Annotated in this window: 17 protein-coding genes; 6 read left to right on the forward strand and 11 right to left on the reverse strand. The window is 62.9% G+C overall.

Translation table 11 applies throughout. The features are described from left to right. The first annotated feature begins 81 nt into the window (after positions 1-81). The 5 genes from NKH28_RS02105 to NKH28_RS02125 are packed head-to-tail and all read left to right on the forward strand — an operon-like array spanning position 82 to position 5366. Positions 82-1674 (forward strand): ABC transporter substrate-binding protein, encoded by a 1593-nt coding sequence (locus tag NKH28_RS02105; RefSeq protein WP_352448537.1) that lies wholly within the window; start codon positions 82-84, stop codon positions 1672-1674. A 58-nt stretch (positions 1675-1732) separates the two neighbouring features. Then, on the forward strand, positions 1733-2740 hold the full coding sequence (locus NKH28_RS02110; protein ID WP_023676822.1) for an ABC transporter permease subunit: 1008 nt from the start codon (positions 1733-1735) through the stop codon (positions 2738-2740). Position 2741: 1 nt separating this feature from the next. Further along, entirely contained in the window at positions 2742-3659 is a 918-nt protein-coding gene (locus tag NKH28_RS02115; RefSeq protein WP_023676823.1) for an ABC transporter permease subunit, read from the forward strand. Between the two features lie 4 nt (positions 3660-3663). Then, positions 3664-4539, forward strand: coding sequence for an ABC transporter ATP-binding protein (locus tag NKH28_RS02120; RefSeq protein ID WP_352540465.1), 876 nt, complete (start codon positions 3664-3666; stop codon positions 4537-4539). After that, positions 4536-5366, forward strand: coding sequence for a dipeptide ABC transporter ATP-binding protein (locus NKH28_RS02125; protein WP_352540466.1), 831 nt, complete (start codon positions 4536-4538; stop codon positions 5364-5366). Before NKH28_RS02120 ends, NKH28_RS02125 begins: the two co-directional genes overlap by 4 nt. 22 nt (positions 5367-5388) lie before the next feature. Here NKH28_RS02125 and NKH28_RS02130 read toward each other — a convergent pair whose 3' ends face one another. Beyond that, complete coding sequence (locus tag NKH28_RS02130; RefSeq protein WP_352977646.1) at positions 5389-6309, reverse strand: LysR family transcriptional regulator; 921 nt, start codon at positions 6307-6309, stop codon at positions 5389-5391. Positions 6310-6402: 93 nt separating this feature from the next. Here NKH28_RS02130 and NKH28_RS02135 point away from each other — a divergent pair, with 93 nt between their 5' ends. Further along, positions 6403-7275, forward strand: a complete 873-nt coding sequence (locus tag NKH28_RS02135; RefSeq protein ID WP_352540503.1) for an NAD(P)H-dependent oxidoreductase — start codon at positions 6403-6405, stop codon at positions 7273-7275. Here the strand turns inward: NKH28_RS02135 and NKH28_RS02140 are convergent. From NKH28_RS02140 to NKH28_RS02185, 10 genes are all read right to left on the reverse strand, one after another. Further along, positions 7206-8498, reverse strand: a complete 1293-nt coding sequence (locus tag NKH28_RS02140; RefSeq protein ID WP_352977648.1) for a cysteine desulfurase-like protein — start codon at positions 8496-8498, stop codon at positions 7206-7208. The genes NKH28_RS02135 and NKH28_RS02140 overlap by 70 nt on opposite strands. Before the next feature lie 29 nt (positions 8499-8527). After that, complete coding sequence (locus NKH28_RS02145) at positions 8528-9202, reverse strand: amino acid ABC transporter permease (protein ID WP_352540469.1); 675 nt, start codon at positions 9200-9202, stop codon at positions 8528-8530. A gap of 109 nt (positions 9203-9311) precedes the next feature. Then, on the reverse strand, positions 9312-10103 hold the full coding sequence (locus NKH28_RS02150) for an ABC transporter substrate-binding protein (RefSeq protein ID WP_352977650.1): 792 nt from the start codon (positions 10101-10103) through the stop codon (positions 9312-9314). A 178-nt stretch (positions 10104-10281) separates the two neighbouring features. Continuing rightward, entirely contained in the window at positions 10282-10677 is a 396-nt protein-coding gene (locus tag NKH28_RS02155; protein WP_352540471.1) for a RidA family protein, read from the reverse strand. 71 nt (positions 10678-10748) lie between these two features. After that, entirely contained in the window at positions 10749-11897 is a 1149-nt protein-coding gene (locus tag NKH28_RS02160) for an acyl-CoA dehydrogenase family protein (protein ID WP_352540472.1), read from the reverse strand. A 224-nt stretch (positions 11898-12121) separates the two neighbouring features. Then, positions 12122-12934 carry an enoyl-CoA hydratase family protein gene (locus NKH28_RS02165; protein ID WP_352977653.1) on the reverse strand — a complete coding sequence of 271 codons (813 nt, stop codon included), beginning with the start codon at positions 12932-12934 and terminating at the stop codon, positions 12122-12124. Continuing rightward, the gene (locus NKH28_RS02170; RefSeq protein WP_023676834.1) at positions 12931-13401 is read right to left on the reverse strand and encodes a MarR family winged helix-turn-helix transcriptional regulator; all 471 of its coding nucleotides are present in this window, start codon (positions 13399-13401) and stop codon (positions 12931-12933) included. The genes NKH28_RS02165 and NKH28_RS02170 overlap by 4 nt, the downstream gene beginning before the upstream one ends. After that, a complete protein-coding gene (locus NKH28_RS02175; RefSeq protein ID WP_352470008.1) occupies positions 13395-14168 on the reverse strand; it encodes an SDR family NAD(P)-dependent oxidoreductase in 774 nt (257 codons plus the stop codon). The genes NKH28_RS02170 and NKH28_RS02175 overlap by 7 nt, the downstream gene beginning before the upstream one ends. Next, positions 14165-16459, reverse strand: a complete 2295-nt coding sequence (locus NKH28_RS02180) for a bifunctional salicylyl-CoA 5-hydroxylase/oxidoreductase (protein WP_352977655.1) — start codon at positions 16457-16459, stop codon at positions 14165-14167. Before NKH28_RS02180 ends, NKH28_RS02175 begins: the two co-directional genes overlap by 4 nt. A gap of 143 nt (positions 16460-16602) precedes the next feature. Further along, entirely contained in the window at positions 16603-17202 is a 600-nt protein-coding gene (locus NKH28_RS02185) for a VOC family protein (RefSeq protein WP_023676837.1), read from the reverse strand. Positions 17203-17213 lie beyond the last annotated feature (11 nt).

A 17213-nucleotide genomic window follows, 5' to 3' on the forward strand; every position in this document is an offset into this window, starting at 1 on the left:
TCCAAAGCTAGAAAAACGGTGCTTATATGCGGCCTTCGCGAGCCTGATAGAGGGGCTTGGAAGAACATCAGGGAGTGCTCAATGAAAAAGAAACTGACTTTTGCAGCCGCGTTGCTGGCTGCAAGCGTCCTCGGCGGCATGGCCAATGCAAAACAACTGGTCTATTGCTCGGAGGCTTCGCCGGCCGGCTTCGACCCGTCGCCATGGAGCGGCGGCAACGACTTCGACGCCTCGTCGCGCACCATCTATTCGCGCCTGGTCGAGTTCGAGCATGGCAAGACCACCATCTCGCCCGGCCTGGCCGAGAGCTGGACGGTTTCCGACGACGGTCTCGAATACACCTTCAAGCTTCGCCCAGGTGTGAAATTCCAGACGACCGATTATTTCACGCCGACGCGCGACCTCAACGCCGACGACGTGATCTTTTCCTTCGAACGCCAGTGGAAGAAAGAAAGCCCGTGGTACAGCTATCTGGAAGGCACCGGCTGGGAATATTTCACCGGCATGGGCTTCCCCGATCTCCTGAAGGAAATCGTCAAGGTCGACGACCTGACGGTGAAATTCGTGCTGAACAAGCCTGAAGTCGCGTTCCTGCCGGACCTCGGCATGGATTTCGCCTCGATCGTCTCCAAGGAATATGCCGACCAACTCGACAAGGCCGGCACCAGGCAGCAGTTCACCCAGAAGCCGGTCGGCACTGGTCCGTTCCAGTTCGTCGACTATCAGGTCGATGCGGTCGTGCGCTATGCAGCATGGGACGGCTACTATGGCGGGCGACAGAAGATCGACGATCTGATCTTCGCCATCACGCCCGATCCGGCCGTACGCGCGCAGAAGCTGAAGGCGGGCGAGTGCGATATCATGTCATACCCGGCGCCGGCCGACATTGCCGGACTGCAGGCTGACGCGAACCTCAAGGTCGACGAGCAGGAAGGCCTGAACATCGGCTACATGGCTTACAACACGACGCAGCCGCCCTTCGACAAGGTCGAGGTCCGCAAGGCCCTCAACATGGCGGTAAACAAGAAGGCGATCATCGACGCGGTCTATCAGGGCGCCGGCGCGCCGGCCATCAACCCGATCCCGCCGACCATGTGGTCCTATAACAAGGACATCAAGGACGATCCCTATGATCCGGAGGCGGCCAAGAAGATGCTGGCCGATGCAGGCGTCAAGGATCTGTCGATGAAGATCTGGGCTATGCCGGTCAGCCGTCCCTACAACCCCAACGCCCAGCGCGTCGCCGAGTTGATCCAGGCCGACTATGCCGCCGTCGGCGTCAAGGCGGAGATCGTCAGTTACGAATGGACCGAGTATCGCCAGCGCGGCAAGGCTAAGGATCGCGACGGCGCCTTCCAACTGGGCTGGACCGGTGACAATGGCGATCCGGACAACTTCTTTTTCCTGCTCGGTTGCGATGCCATCGGCCAGTCCAATTATGCGATCTGGTGCAACCAGGAATTCGAAGCCCTGCTGAAAAAAGGCAAGGCGACGACGGACGTCGCCGAGCGCACCAAGATCTACGAGGAAGCTCAGGTGGTGTTCAAGCGTGAGGCTCCGTGGCTGACCATCGCCCACTCCAAGGTCTTCATGCCGATGAACAAGAAGGTGTCGGGCTTCGTTATGGACCCGCTCGGCATTCATCGGTTTGACGGCGTCGACGTCACCGAATAAGTCCTGAGAAATTGAACGGCGGCGCTGGACTTCCCGCGCCGCCGTTCTATGAAGCAAGATGCTCCGTTATCTCCTCCACAAGCTCGCTTTGATCATCCCGACCGTGTTCGGCATATCGCTGGCGGCGTTTGCTTTCGTCCGGCTTCTGCCCGGCGATCCTATCCTGGCCCTGGCGGGCGAGCGCGGCGTCAGCCCCGAGCGCTACGCCCAGCTCATCGAGCAGTTTGGCTACAACCGGCCCTATGTCATCCAATACCTGGAATATATCGGCAGGGTCCTGACCGGCGATTTCGGCATATCTATTGCCACCAAGCGGCCAGTGCTCGGCGAATTCCAGGCGCTGTTTCCAGCCACGCTGGAACTGGCGACAGTGGCGTTGATCATCGCCGTCCTGCTCGGCATTCCTGCCGGTATCTTCGCCGCGGTCAAGCGCGGCTCGTGGTTCGACCAGGCTACGATGGGTGTCGCGCTGACCGGCTATTCGATGCCGATCTTCTGGTGGGGGTTGCTGCTCATTATCTTCTTCTCCGGCTATCTCGGCTGGACGCCGGTTTCCGGCCGCATCGGCCTGCAGTATTTCTTCAGGCCGACGACCGGGTTCATGCTCATCGACAGCCTGATCTCCGGCAGGAGCGGCGCTTTCAAATCTGCCGTCAGCCATTTGATCCTGCCGTCGATCGTGCTGGCGACGATCCCGCTTGCCGTCATAGCGCGCCAGACGCGCTCGGCTATGCTCGAGGTGCTGGGCGAGGACTATGTCCGCACCGCGCGCGCCAAGGGCCTGGCGCCTCGCCGCGTCATCGGTCTGCACGCTTTTCGCAACGCGCTGATCCCGGTAGTCACCACCATTGGACTGCAGGTCGGCACCTTGATGGCGGGCGCCATTCTGACCGAGACCATTTTTTCCTGGCCGGGCATCGGCAAATGGATGATCGATGCCATCGGCAAGCGCGACTATGTCGTCGTCCAGAGCGGATTGCTGATCATCGCGCTGATCGTCATGGCGGTGAACCTGATCGTCGACGTGCTCTACGCCGTCATCAATCCGCGCATCCGGGTGCAGTGAGATGACCGACGAATCCGCCGCCGAAGCTACCGCCGCCTCCATCCCGACAGGCGGCAGGCAACGGGCTTTCGCCGAGTTCTGGCACTACTTCTCGATGAACACCGGCGCGGTCATCGGCCTTGTCGTGTTTTCGGCGCTGGTGCTGGTGGCGATCTTTGCGCCGTTCGTCGCCCCACATTCGCCCGACGAGCAGTTTCGCGATGCGCTGCTGGCACCCCCTGCCTGGCAGGAAGGCGGCAAATCGATGTTCCTGCTCGGCACCGACGCGGTCGGCCGCGACATGCTTTCACGGTTGATCTTCGGGGCGCGTTTCTCGCTGTTCATCGGTCTGGTGGTCGTTGTCTTCTCGCTCACCAGCGGCATCGTGCTTGGCGTGCTCGCCGGCTATTTCCGCGGCTGGGTCGACACTCTGATCATGCGCATCATGGATATCATCCTGGCCTTCCCGTCGCTGCTTCTGGCGCTGGTGCTGGTGGCGATCCTCGGCCCGGGCCTGTTCAATGCCATGCTGGCGATCGCGCTGGTGCTGCAGCCGCATTTCGCGCGCCTCACCCGCGCCGCCGTGATGGCCGAAAAGAACCGCGAATATGTCATCTCCGCCAAGGTGGCTGGTGCCGGTCATCTTCGCTTGATGGTGAGGACGATCCTGCCGAACTGCCTGGCACCGCTGATCGTGCAGGCGACATTGTCCTTCTCCAACGCTATTCTCGAAGCTGCGGCGCTCGGCTTCCTCGGTGTCGGTGCGCAGCCGCCGACGCCGGAATGGGGCACGATGCTCGCCTCGGCGCGCGAGTTCATCCTGCGCGCGCCTTGGGTGGTGACCTTCCCCGGACTTGCCATCCTGATCACTGTGCTTGCCATCAATCTGATCGGCGACGGCTTGCGCGATGCCTTCGATCCCAAGCTGAAGAGGTCATAATCCAATGCCTCTTCTCGAGATCAAGAACCTGACCGTTTCCTTCGACACCGCCGCTGGACCATTCATGGCGGTACAAGGCATCGACCTGTCGGTCGAACCGCGCGAGGTGCTGGCGATCGTCGGCGAATCCGGTTCGGGCAAGTCGGTGGCGATGCTGGCGGTGATGGGGCTTTTGCCCAACACCGCGACGGTGAGGGCCGACCGCATGGCCTTCGACGGCATCGACCTGCTCAAGCTCGGCCCATCCGAGCGGCGCAAGATCGTCGGCAAGGACATTTCGATGATCTTCCAGGAGCCGGTCGCCAGCCTCAACCCGTGCTTCACCGTCGGCTTCCAGATCGAGGAGGTGCTGCGCTTCCATATGGGCATGGACCGCGCCCAGCGCCGGGCGCGTGCCATCGAATTGATGAAGTTGGTCGGCATCGCCGACCCCGAGGATCGGCTGGGCTCCTTCCCGCACCAGATGTCGGGTGGTCAGTGTCAGCGCGTCATGATCGCCATCGCCATCGCCTGCAATCCCAAGCTTTTGATCGCCGACGAGCCAACCACGGCGCTCGACGTCACCATCCAGAAGCAGATCCTCGATCTGCTGGTCGGCCTGCAGGCCAAATATGGCATGGGCCTGATCATGATCACCCACAATATGGGGGTGGTTGCCGAGACCGCCGACCGTGTCATCGTCCAGTACAAGGGCCGCAAGATGGAAGAGGCCGACGTGCTGTCGCTGTTCGAGTCCCCCAAGAGCAACTACACGCGCGCGCTCCTGTCGGCGCTGCCGGAAAATGCCGTCGGCGACCGGTTGCCTACTGTTTCCGACATGCTGTTCGAGCCGGCCCCATCTGTAGTCGCAGCCCGGTCCGCAGGAGGAACCGCCTCATGAGCGTGACGGTAGTCGAAGGCAAGAACATCGTGCGCGACTATCATGTCGGTGGCGGGCTTTTCCGCCCCTCCCGTACGGTTCATGCGGTCAAGGGTGTTTCGTTCAGCGTCGACAAGGGCAAGACGCTGGCCATCGTCGGCGAGAGCGGCTGCGGCAAGTCAACACTCGCCCGCATCATCACCCTGATCGACCCGGCGACCTCCGGCGAGCTTTTCATCGACGGCAAGAAGGTAGACATCGGCAGGAATGGCCTGTCGAAGGAAATGCGCCGCAAGGTCCAGATCGTCTTCCAGAACCCTTATGGTTCGCTCAATCCACGCCAGAAGATCGGCGACGTGCTTGGCGAGCCGCTGCTCATCAACACCGACAGCACGGCCGACGAGCGGCGCGATCTTGCCATGAAGATGCTAAAGAAGGTCGGTCTCGGCCCCGAGCACTTTAATCGCTACCCGCATATGTTTTCGGGCGGCCAGCGCCAGCGGATCGCCATCGCCCGCGCGCTGATGCTCAACCCCAGCCTTCTGGTGCTGGACGAGCCGGTCTCGGCACTTGATCTTTCGGTGCAGGCGCAGGTGCTGAACCTGCTCGCCGACCTGCAGGACGAGTTTCAGCTAACCTATGTTTTCATCAGTCACGACCTGTCGGTGGTGCGCTACATCGCCGACGACGTGATGGTAATGTACTTCGGCGAAGCGGTCGAATACGGCTCGCGCGACGAGGTCTTCGCCGACCCCAAGCACAGCTACACCAGGACGCTGTTCGCGGCGACGCCGCGTGCCGACGTTGCCAGCATCAAGGCACGGTTGGCGAAGAAGAGGGCCGCCTGATCCGGCGAGGTTTGCCGGCCGGCTACCGCTTCTCGATCCCCGGAATGCCGGAGATATGCTCGGCGAGAAAGTCGACCAGCAGCCGCACCCGGGCAATGCCCGCACGCTCCGGAACGATCAGCATGCTCAGCGGGACGGGAGGCGGAAAATAGCCCGGCAGGACCACTTCCAGCCGGTCGGCCGCCAGAAGATCGTCGACAAGCCAGTGGTGGGCGGGTGCGATGCCGCGTCCGGCGACAAGGGCTTCGCGCGCAGCAAGCCCATGGTCGACCAGAAATCTGCCGCCAAAGGGCACCGCAAAGGTCTCGCCGCCCGGCCCCTGCAAGGTGAGCGTGTCGCTTCCCGCGATGTTCGACATCCGGATGCCTTCATGGCCAGGCAGATCCTGCGGGACAGCCGGTCTGCCCCGCGCCGCCAGATAGGCCGGCGCCGCCACCAGCAGACGCCGGGATTGCCCGAGCGCCCGCAGTTTCATTGAGCTGTCGGTGAGCGGACCCAGGCGAAGCGCAATGTCGACGCCCTCCCGCACAAGATCGATGCGCTCGTCGGTGAGGCTAAGATCGATGCCGATATCGGGATAGCGGTCCTGAAAGGCGAAGATCAGCCGGCTGACGTGCAAGACCCCGAGCGCCGCCGTGCAGGATATCCGGATCGTGCCGGCCGACGCGCCGCGCGTGCCCCGCGCCTCATCGCCGGCCTGCTCAACGAGGCGCAGGACCTGGACGCTGTCGGTATAGTAACGGCTGCCTTCATCAGTCATCGTCACACGCCGGGTGGTCCTGCTGAGCAAGGGCACTCCGACGGCCTCCTCGAGTTCTCGCAAATGCCGTGTGACCGTCGACTGCCCAACTCCGAGCTCGCGCGCCACCGCCGAGAGGCTGCCGCGCTCGGCGACGCGAACGAAGGTGCGCATGCGCTCGAGAGTGACGTCCGATCTATCCATTATTCGGCATTATCTTATACATTTCCTACATATAGCGGATCATTCCGCGGCTGGCTACCTTTGGTGTCTATCGTCCTTCTTCGGAGTAGACCCATGAAAGTCCTGCTTGTTTTTGCTCATCCTGAACCGCGTTCGCTCAACGGCGCGCTGCGCGACGTCGCCATCAGGGAACTCGAGGCCCAAGGCCACGAGGTGCGGGTGTCGGACCTCTATGCCGACGGCTGGAAAGCCGAGGTGGACCGTGCCGACTTTCCGTCGTGGCCGCCCGAAGCACGCTTCCTGCCGGCCGGCGCCTCCAAAAAGGCTTTTGCGACCAACACTCTGACCGATGACGTCAAAGCCGAGATCGACAAGCTGCTATGGGCCGACACCCTGATCCTCCAGTTCCCGCTGTGGTGGTACGCCATGCCGGCGATCCTCAAGGGCTGGGTCGATCGCGTGTACGCCTACGGCTTCGCCTATGGCGTTGGCGAGCACAGCGACAAGCGGTGGGGTGACCGCTTTGGTGAGGGAACGCTCGCCGGCAAGCGCGCAATGCTGATCGTGACCGCAGGCGGCTGGGAAGAGCATTACTCCGCCCGCGGCGTCAACGGCCCGATCGACGACCTGCTGTTCCCGATCAATCACGGGATTCTATACTATCCGGGCTACGACGTGCTTCCGCCGTTCGTGGTTTACAGGGTGGACCGTTTCGGGGAGGCGGATTTCGAGCCTGTCGCGGAGCGACTGCGCGAAAGGATGCGAACGCTCGAGACAATCCGGCCCATTCGTTATCGGCAGCAGAATGGCGGCGATTACTTGATCCCAAGCATGCAATTGCGCCCCGGCTTGGAGAACCCGGGTGCGACCGCCTTTGCGCTTCACGAGGATCGCGCCGGCGCCGCCGCCCACTCCGATCAGGACAGCCGGGCGATGATGGTGCGCAGCGCCTCGCCGAAGCGCCGGACTTCCTCGATCGTATTGTAATGCACCAGCGAGGCGCGCACGGCGCCGCTGTCCATGCCGAGGTTGAGCCGCTTTATCAGACGCGGCGCATACATGTGGCCGTCGCGAATGCCGATCTGCATCTCGGCCATTTCCTCGACGATCCTCTGCGGCGATAGCGTGCCGACATTGAAGCAGAAGGTCGGCACGCGCTCGCTGAGGCGTGCCTCTTCGGCCACGCCGTAGATCGTCGCGCCGCAATCCTTGAGCACCGCCAGCATTTCGCGCGCCAGCACCTGTTCGTAGTCGCGGATTGCATTCATGCCGGCGACGATGTTGTCGCGGCGCGACCGGTTATTCTCGGACAAGAAATTGCGGCCGATCGATTCGAGGTAGCGCACCGCGGCATCCATGCCGGAGACGTTCTCGTAGATGAACGTGCCGGCTTCGATTTTGTGGGGCGGCTCGTCGGGGATGAAATCCTCGCGGAAGGTCGGCAAGCGCTTCAGTGTTTCGAAGCGGCCCCACAGGAAGCCCATATGCGGCGAGAAATTCTTGTAGCCGGAGCAGACCAGATAATCGCAATCCCAGGCCTGCACATCAATCAGCCCGTGCGGCCCGTAATGCACGCAGTCGAGGAACACTTCGGCGCCTGCCGCATGCGCAATCGCAGCCACGGAAGCAACGTCGACAATCGAGCCGATCGAATGCGCCGTGACCGTGCAGGCGACGAGCCGGGTGCGCTCTGAGACCAGCGGGCGCAAATCGTCGACATGCAGATTGCCGTCGTCGCGCATCCGCCACCATTTGAACTTGGCGCCGGCGGGCGCCAGCGCCAGCCACGTCGCGATATTGGCGTCGTGATCCATGTCGGTGATGACGATCTCGTCACGCTCCCCGTTTGGGCGCTCGGAAAGCATCTGGCCGATGCCGAGGCTGACCAGGCGGATGAACGAAGTGGCGTTCATGCCGAAACAGATCTCCGCCGGGTTGGTGGCGTTGATCAGCAAGGCCACGCTTTCGCGAGCGCCGGCGACGGCTTGGTCGACGGTGACGCTGCGGCCATAGCGGCCGCCGCGCTGCACATTATGCGCGACCAAATGGTTGGTGACCGCATCGAGCACGCTTTGCGGGATCTGCGCGCCGGCTGCATTGTCCATGAAGACGAAGTCCCCGGCTTGCTGCAAGGCGGGAAACATGGCGCGGATCGTCTCGACTGGGAAAGCTGCGGCATCGCCGGTTTTCGAAATCTGATGCTGGTTCAAGGTCGTCTCCTGCGAAGTGCGCTGACAGATTAGCGGGTCTTTTCGGTTTGAAAGCGGCGTTCAAGGAGGCTGACGAAACGGACCATCGGCCAGAGAAAGATGAGATAGACCAGCGCCGCGCCGATCAGCGGTGAAGGATTGGCATAGAGCGATTGCGCGTTGGTCGCTTCTTTCAGCAGTTCGGGCAGCGCCACGGTGGAAGCGAGCGAAGTATCCTTGAACATCGAAACGCAATTGCTGGTCATTGGCGGAATGACGACGCGGATCGCCTGCGGCAGCACTACCTTGCGCAAGGTCAGCAAGAACGGCAGGCCGAGCGCCTGCGCCGCCTCGAACTGGCCGCGCGGAATGCTCTCTATACCGGAGCGGAACACCTCGGCCGAATAGGCCGCCATGATGATGGCGAAGGCCATCACCGCGGACGTCCACGATGACAGGCGAATGCCGAGGAACGGCAGCGCATAGTAGATCAGGATCAGCACGACCAGCACCGGCATCGCCCGGAAAATGTCAATGTAGCCGACAGCCAGCAGCCGAAGCGGCTTTGGCGCATAGAGCCGCACCAGGCTGATCGCGAGGCCGACGGGAATACCGATGCCGATGCTCATGATTCCGAGCAGCAGGGTGTTCAGGAAGCCGCGCAACAGCGCCGGCAGGCTGGAGACCATGACGTCGGCGTTGAAGAAGGTGTCCAGCAGCGACATCGCAGCATTTCCGAAACGTTTGGCGTCCCGCGACGCTCGAGCCCGAGCCCGAAATCCGAAATCGTGCCGGCATCGAAAGCCGGCACGACATTTAAGCGTGAACTGCCGCTCAGGCCTTCGGCAAAGGAGTTTCCTTGACGGTCGAGGAATCGGCAGGTGCGTCGCTGCCGAACCACTTCTTGTGGATCGCGGCCAGCGTGCCGTCCTTCTTCATCGCGGTCAGCGCGTCGTTCAGCTTGCCGAGCAGCGGGTGGTCCTTGGTCATCATCAGACCGTACTGCTCGCCGGTCTTGATGCGCTCTTTTACGGCGAGATCCTTCATCCTGGTGAAAGAATATTCCAGGCCCGGAATATCGCTGACCGCCGCATCGACGCGGCCGGAGCTGAGATCGAGCAGCAAGTTCTGCTGCGTGTCGTAGCCCTTGACGTCACTGAACCCGTCCGCTTCCTGGTGGGCCTTGACCCAGCCTTCGCCGGTCGAGCCGGACAGCACGCCGACGATCTTGCCCTTGAGGTCGGCCTCGGCCTTGATCGGGCTGTCGGCCTTCGCGGCGATGCCCATGTCGGAATCATAGTAGGGCTGCGTGAACGACTGAGACTTCAGCCGCTCCGGCGTGATGGTGATCGACGAGATGGCGACGTCGATGCGCTTCGAGGTGGTGGCGGCGAACAGCGCCTGGAAACCGAGATCGGCGATATCAGTGGTCATGCCGATACGCTTTGCCGCCTCATTGATGATGTCGACTTCGAAACCCTCGAACGTGCCGCTCTCGTTCTTGTATTCAAAAGGCGGATTGGTCGGATAGGCGCCGACATTCAGCGTGCCTTCGGCGTAGGCCGGGCCGCCGGCGATGCCGATGGCAGCAGCAAGAAGCAGCAGGTTGCGACGGGTGAAGTTCATTTTCGTTCCCTCTGGTTGTGATCGGACGGGTTTGGCCCCGCACGGTTTTGATGCGTCAAGTGACGGGACTGCCGGAAAGCCCTCCCGGCACGGCAGTCGCAAGACATCGAATGCTATCCAAAGTACCGCGCTTTTCAAGGCGAAAGTTTTAAGCTTAAAAAATTGCAGCGTGTTGCCGTCACTCCGGAATAACCGCTGTGGCCTGGATCTCAACCTTGGCGCGATCCTCGACCAGCGCCATCACCTGCATGGCGGCCATCGCCGGAAAATGCCGGCCGATCACCTCGCGATAGACCTCGCCGATCCCCTTGAGATTGGCCAAATATTCCGCCTTGTCGGTAAAGTACCAGGTCATCGAGGTGATATGTTGCGGCTTGGCGTCGGCCTCGGCGAGCACAGCAACAATATTGGCCAGCGTCTGCCGCACCTGGCCGACAAGATCATCGGTCTCGAAGCGGCCCTGTCCGTTCCAGCCGACCTGCCCGCCGACGAAGACAAGCTGCCCACGCGCGGCGACGCCATTGGCGTAGCCGACGGGTTTCGCCCAGCCTTCCGGCTGCAGGATGGTGTGCATGTCAAAACCTCCCAATGCTCAAATCCGGTCGCTCAAAACTCGAAGACAATAATTTCACGCAAACTCCCGTCTCAGGCCGCTCCCATCACTTGCCGTGCAATCACCACCTTCTGCACATCGGACGCTCCCTCGTAGATGCGCAGCGCCCGGATCTCGCGATACAGGCTTTCGACGATATGGCCCTTGCGGACGCCGTCGCCGCCATGCAGCTGCACAGCCCTGTCGATCACCTCCTGCGCTTTGTCGGTAGCGAACAGCTTGGCCATGGCGGCTTCGCGGGTAACCCGAGCCGCGCCCATGTCCTTGGTCCAGGCGGCACGATAGACCAGCAACGCGGCGGCATCGACATCCAGCGCCATGTCGGCGATGTGGCCCTGCACCATCTGCAGCTCGGCCATCGGCGCACCGAACAGCCTGCGCTCGGCCACTCTTGTGATGCTTTCGTCCAGCGCGCGCCGGGCAAAGCCGAGCGCCGCTGCGCCGACGGTCGAACGGAACACGTCGAGCACGGACATGGCGATGCGAAAACCGTCACCGGGTTTGCCGATCAGCGCCGAGGCTGGAATGCGTGCATTGTCGAAGGACAGCCGGGCGAGCGGGTGCGGCGCGATCACCTCCAGCCGCTCGGCAACGATCAGCCCCTCGGTTTCGGAAGGCACGACAAAGGCGGAAAGCCCCTTGGCGCCCGGCGCTTCGCCGGTGCGGGCAAAGACAGCATAAAAGTCAGCGATACCGCCGTTGGAGATCCAGGTCTTTTCGCCGGACAAGAGATAGCTGTCGCGGTCACGCAAGGCCGTCATTTCCATATTGGCGACGTCCGAGCCCGAGCGCGGCTCCGACAGCGCGAAAGCCGAAATCGCCTTGCCGGCCCGTGTCTTAGCCAGCCAGTGCTGCTGGTCGGGCGTGCCGAACAGGCTGAGTGCGCCGGTGCCGAGCCCTTGCATGGCGAAGGCGAAATCGGCCAGCCCGTCATGCCGGGCCAGCGTTTCGCGCGTGAGGCACAGGGTGCGCACGTCGAGCGGTCCCGGATTGTCCACATCGAACGCCGTTGGCTTCAGCCAGCCGTCTTTGCCAAGCCTCGCCACCAGCTCGCGGCAGGCCGCGTCGACATCGTGGTGGTCGACCGGCAGGTTCTTCGCGCACCAGGCGTCAAGTTGCTCCGCAAGTTCGCGATGGCGGTCCTCGAAGAAGGGCCAGTTGAGGAAAGAGGGATCAGGCATTTCTGCCTCCGCTGTTCTCCGGACCTTGCGTTCTACGGCGCCCCCCTCTGTCCTGCCGGACATCTCCCCCTCTAGGGGGGAGATTGGCGGCTTCGCTGCCACGGCTCTCCCTGCGATGTTGGAGATTGGCGAAAGCGGGCCTGATATCCAATCTCCCCCCTTGAGGGGGAGATGGCCGGCAGGCCAGAGGAGGGTGCTGTCCCGCCAGCGTGGAAGCGATCATCTCAATTTCCCTCGAACACCGGCTTCTCCTTGGCCACGAAAGCCGTGTACGCCCGCTCGAAATCGCGGGTCTGCATGCAGATCGCCTGCGCCTGCGCTTCCGCTTCGATCGCCTGGTCGAGACCCATCGACCATTCCTGGTTCAGCTGCGTCTTGGTCATGCCATGGGCGAAGGTCGGGCCGGAAACGATGCGCGCGGCCATGTCGAGCGCGTCGGCCTCAAGCGTTGCGGTATCGACCAGCCGGTTGTAGAAGCCCCAGCGCTCGCCTTCCTCGGCACTCATCGTGCGGCCGGTATAGAGCAGCTCGGCGGCGCGGCCCTGGCCAATGATGCGCGGCAGGATCGCGCAGGCCCCCATGTCGCAGCCGGCAAGGCCGACGCGCGCAAAAAGGAATGCTGTCTTGGCTTGAGGCGTGGCGATGCGGATATCGGAGGCCATGGCGATAATCGCGCCGGCGCCGACCGCCACGCCATCGACCGCCGCAATAATCGGCTTGCCGCAATTCAGCATCGCCTTGACGAAATCGCCCGTCATGCGGGTGAAGGCGAGCAGCGCCTTCATGTCCATCTTGACCAGTGGGCCGATGATTTCGTGGACATCGCCGCCCGAGCAGAAATTGCTGCCATTGGGAAGGAACACCACCGCGTCGACATCGTCGGCATAGACGAGATCGCGAAATATGTCGCGCAATTCGGCATAGCTGTCGAAGGTCAGCGGGTTCTTGCGCTCCGGTCGATCGAGCCGGATCTTTGCGATCTTGCCTTCGACCTGCCAGAGGAAATGCTTCGGCTTGCGGCCGGCCAGCTTCGTCATTCCCGTCCCTCCCAATTGCTGCGGAAGGAGGTCAGCATGCCGGTCAGCCGGCGCGCCTCATCCTCGCTCACATTGCCCAGCAACTCGCCGACCCATTTCTCATGCGCGGCGGCGATCACGGCGAAAATCTTCGATCCCTCTTCCGTCAGCCGCACCATCGAGGTGCGGCGGTCGCCATTGCGTCGGGCCCGCATCACCAACCCTTCCGAGACCAGCCGGTCGATGATGCCGGTGACATTGCCGTTGGACACCAGCAGGAAGCGCGAAAGATCGCTCATCAGCATGCCCTCCGGCGCGCGGTAGAGCGCGGCCATCACGTCGAAGCGTGGCAGCGTTGTGTTGAACTCTTGCCGCAGTCGTTCGCGCAGCTCGGCCTCGATGGTGCGCGAGGCGCGCAGCAGGCGTATCCACAGCCGCAGGCGGTCCTTGCCGGGTCCGGACGGGGCGGGCAGGGGACCGGCTACCATGTCTCACCTCCGGAGATCGAAATCGTCTGTCCGGTAATCGACCGGGCGGCGTCGCCACACAGATAAAGTACCGCGGCCGCAATTTCTTCCGGCTGGATGAAGCGGCCTTGCGGGTTGGTCGCGGCTAGGCTTGTCCGTGCCTGCTCGGACGAGCGGCCGGTCGTTTGGACGATGCGCTGGACGGTGCTCTCCAGCATCTCGGTTTCGACAAACCCTGGGCACACGGCATTCACTGTTATGCCGGACTTAGCGGTCTCGACGGCGAGTGCCCGCATCAGGCCGACGACGCCATGCTTGGCGGCAACGTACGCTGCGACATAGGGATAGCCTTTCAGTCCGGCGGTGGAAGCGACGAAGATGATACGGCCAGTCTTGCGCACTGCCATGCCGGCCAACGCCGGCTTCACCGTCAGGAACGCACCGGTCAAGTTGACGTCGAGCGTGCGCTGCCAGTCTGCCAGCGAGGTCCGCTGCGCCGGGGCACTGCCGGACATACCGGCATTGGCAACGACGATGTCGAACGCTCCGCGTGCCGCTTCCGCGGCCTCGTAGAGCGACGCCATCGACGTCTCGTCGGTGACGTCGGCGGCAATGGCGAAGATGGACTTGTTCTCCGCGGCGACCTCGGCAAGCGGCTCCACGCGCCGGCCGCAGATGGTCACGTCAACGCCCGCGCCGGCCAGCGCCAGCGCGATCGCGCGGCCGACGCCGGAGCCGCCGCCGGTGACCAGCGCATGACGCCGCGAAATCGTCACCGCGGCACTCATACTTTCAACCCCGCTGCCGCTTCGCGTTCGGCCACCCGGTAGAGCTGGTCGCGGCCGGGCAGATAGGGATCCGGCCATTTGACGCCGCGATCGCCAAGCGTGACAGCTGCGTGCAGCGTCCAATACGGATCGGCAAGATGCGGCCTAGCCAGCGCGACGAGATCGGCGCGGCCCGCCATCAGGATCGAGTTGACGTGGTCCGGCTCATAGATATTGCCGACCGCCATCGTCGCCATGCCGACCTCGTTGCGGATGCGATCGGAAAACGGCGTCTGGAACATGCGGCCATAGACCGGTCTTGCCACGGCCGACGTCTGGCCGGCCGATACGTCGCAGATGTCTACGCCGGCCTCATGCAGCAGCCGCGCGATCTCTACGGCATCGGCCGGCGTCACGCCTTCGATGCCCAGCCAGTCATTGGCGGAGATGCGCATCGAGATCGGCTTCTCGGCCGGCCACGCGGCGCGCACCGCATGAAAGATTTCCAAGGGGTAGCGCATGCGGTTTTCCAGCGAGCCGCCATAGGAGTCGGTGCGCCGGTTGGTCAAGGGCGTGATGAAGGAGGACAGGAGATAGCCGTGCGCGGCGTGGATTTCGAGCATGTCGAAGCCGCAGCGCGCCGCCATCTCGGCCGAAGCGACAAACTGGCCGCGCACCATATCCATGTCGGCGCGGTCCATCGCCTTCGGCACCTGGTTTTCCCGCGACCACGGCACGGAAGACGCTGCCATGACGGGCCAATTGCCTGAGGGCAGCGGCACGTCGGTTCCCTGCCAGCCGAGCCTGGTCGACCCCTTTGCACCGGAATGGCCGATCTGGGCGCAGATCTTGGCCTCGGTTTCGGCATGGACGAACTCGACCAGCCGCTTCCAGGCGACCTCATGCTCGGGCGCATAGAAACCGGGGCAGCCAGGCGTGATGCGGCCCTCCGCGCTGACGCACGTCATCTCGATGTAGAGGAGACCGGCGCCGCCCTTGGCCCGTTCGGCGTAATGGGCGAAATGCCAATCGGTCGGACAGCCGTCGACCGCCTTGTACTGCGCCATCGGCGAGACGACGACGCGGTTCTGCAGCGCCATGCCGCGCAGCCGGAACGGCGCGAACATCGGCGCGCGACGCAGATTGTTGCCCCCGGCGCCGGCCTGGCGCTGGAACCACTCCTCGGCGCCGGCCAGCCATTCGGCATCGCGCAGCCGCAAATTTTCGTGACTGATGCGTTGCGAACGCGTCAGCAGCGAATAGTTGAACTGCACCGGATCGAGGCCGAGATAGCGCTCGACCTCCTCGAACCATTCGAGCGAATTGCGCGCCGCCGACTGCAGCTTCAGCACTTCGGTGCGGCGGGCGTCCTCATATTTGCTAAAGGCGGCCTCGAGGTCTGGCTCGGACTCGACATAGTCGGCCAGCGCCACCGCGCTTTCCAGCGCCAGCTTGGTGCCGGAACCGATCGAGAAATGCGCGCTCGCCGCCGCGTCGCCCATCAGCGCCAGGTTCGTGTAGGACCAGCGTTCGCACAAGACGCGCGGGAAATTGATCCACGCCGAGCCGCGGATATGATTGGCGTTGGTCATCAGCGCGTGGCCGCCGAGATGACGGGCAAAGATGCGCTCGCAGACGGCAATCGATTCCTGCTGCGACATCGCGCCGAAGCCGAAGCGCTGCCAGGTCTGCTCGCTGCATTCGACGATGAAGGTCGCGGTATCGCTGTCGAACTGGTAGGCATGCGCCCACACCCAGCCATGCTCGGTCTTTTCGAAGATGAACGTGAAGGCGTCGTCGAATTTCTGGTGGGTGCCGAGCCAGACGAACTTGCATCTACGAATGTCGATATCGGGCTTGAACACGTCGACGAAGGCGCCCCGCGCTTTCGAGTTCAACCCGTCGGCGGCGACAACCAGCTCGTGCGTCTCCATATATGGCTTGGGATCGGCGATGTCGGTTTCGAAGACCAGCTTGACGCCGAGTTCGCGCGCCCGCCGCTGCAGCAACGTGAGCAGCCGCTTGCGGCCAATGCCGCAAAAGCCGTGACCGGTCGAGACCGTGCGCATGCCGTCATGGATGACGGCGATATCGTCCCAATAGGCGAAATGCTTGCGGATCCAGACGGCGCTGACCGGGTCGTTCTTGGTCAGGTTCTCCAGCGTTTCGGCCGACAGCACGACGCCCCAGCCAAACGTATCATCGGCACGGTTGCGCTCGAACACCGTGACCTCATGCGCGGCATCCCTGAGCTTCAGCGAGATTGCAAAGTAGAGCCCGGCTGGTCCGCCGCCGAGAACCGCAACTTTCATCGTGCGATCTCCTCTTCGCTTCTGTTTGTCGAGTTTACGCCTGAGACGGATTAATTCAAGCTTAAAGTTTCAGGATTGAAACAATCCGCCCCAGAAACCCAGCTTGCCGGCAGTCGGCTTGCGCAGGCCAGGGACGCCCCGGGCTATTTTTCCGGGTTCTTCGGGCTCCACAGCACCGTCTCCGCATCTTTTTCATAAGCCATACCATTGGGATAGCTGATCGCTTCCAACTGCAAGCCCCAGGGCGCCTGGAAGTAGAGGATGGTCTGGCCGGCGGCCGGGCCTTCGGTAACCGGCAGCGGTCCCATCCGCGTCTTGACGCCCTTGCCGTCAAGATAGGCTTTTGCGGCGGCGATGTCGTCGACATAGAAGGCGATATGGAAGCCGCCTATGTCGCTGTTGCGAGGCGTCAGGTCCTTCTGGTCCGGCGCGGTGTATTTGAACAGCTCGATGTTCGACCCGTGTCCGCAGCGGACCAGGGTGATCTCCTCAATCACCGCCTTGGGATCGACGCCCAGCAGATCCTGCATGAATGTGCCCTTGTCGTCGGCGAACGGGCCGAACGACATCGCCTTCTTGCAGCCAACCACCTCGGTGAAGAAATCGACCGCCTGCTCCATGTCGGGGACGGTGACGCCGGTGTGGTCGTGGCCACGCATGCCGGGAATGGAACTGGCGTAAGCCGTGCCGATGCCTCCCAGCACGGTGGCGGTGAGCACTGCGTAGCGGATTGCATTCTTCATGTCAGTCATCC

The sequence above is a fragment of the Mesorhizobium sp. M1227 genome, assembly GCF_040318315.1.
GTDB lineage: Bacteria > Pseudomonadota > Alphaproteobacteria > Rhizobiales > Rhizobiaceae > Mesorhizobium.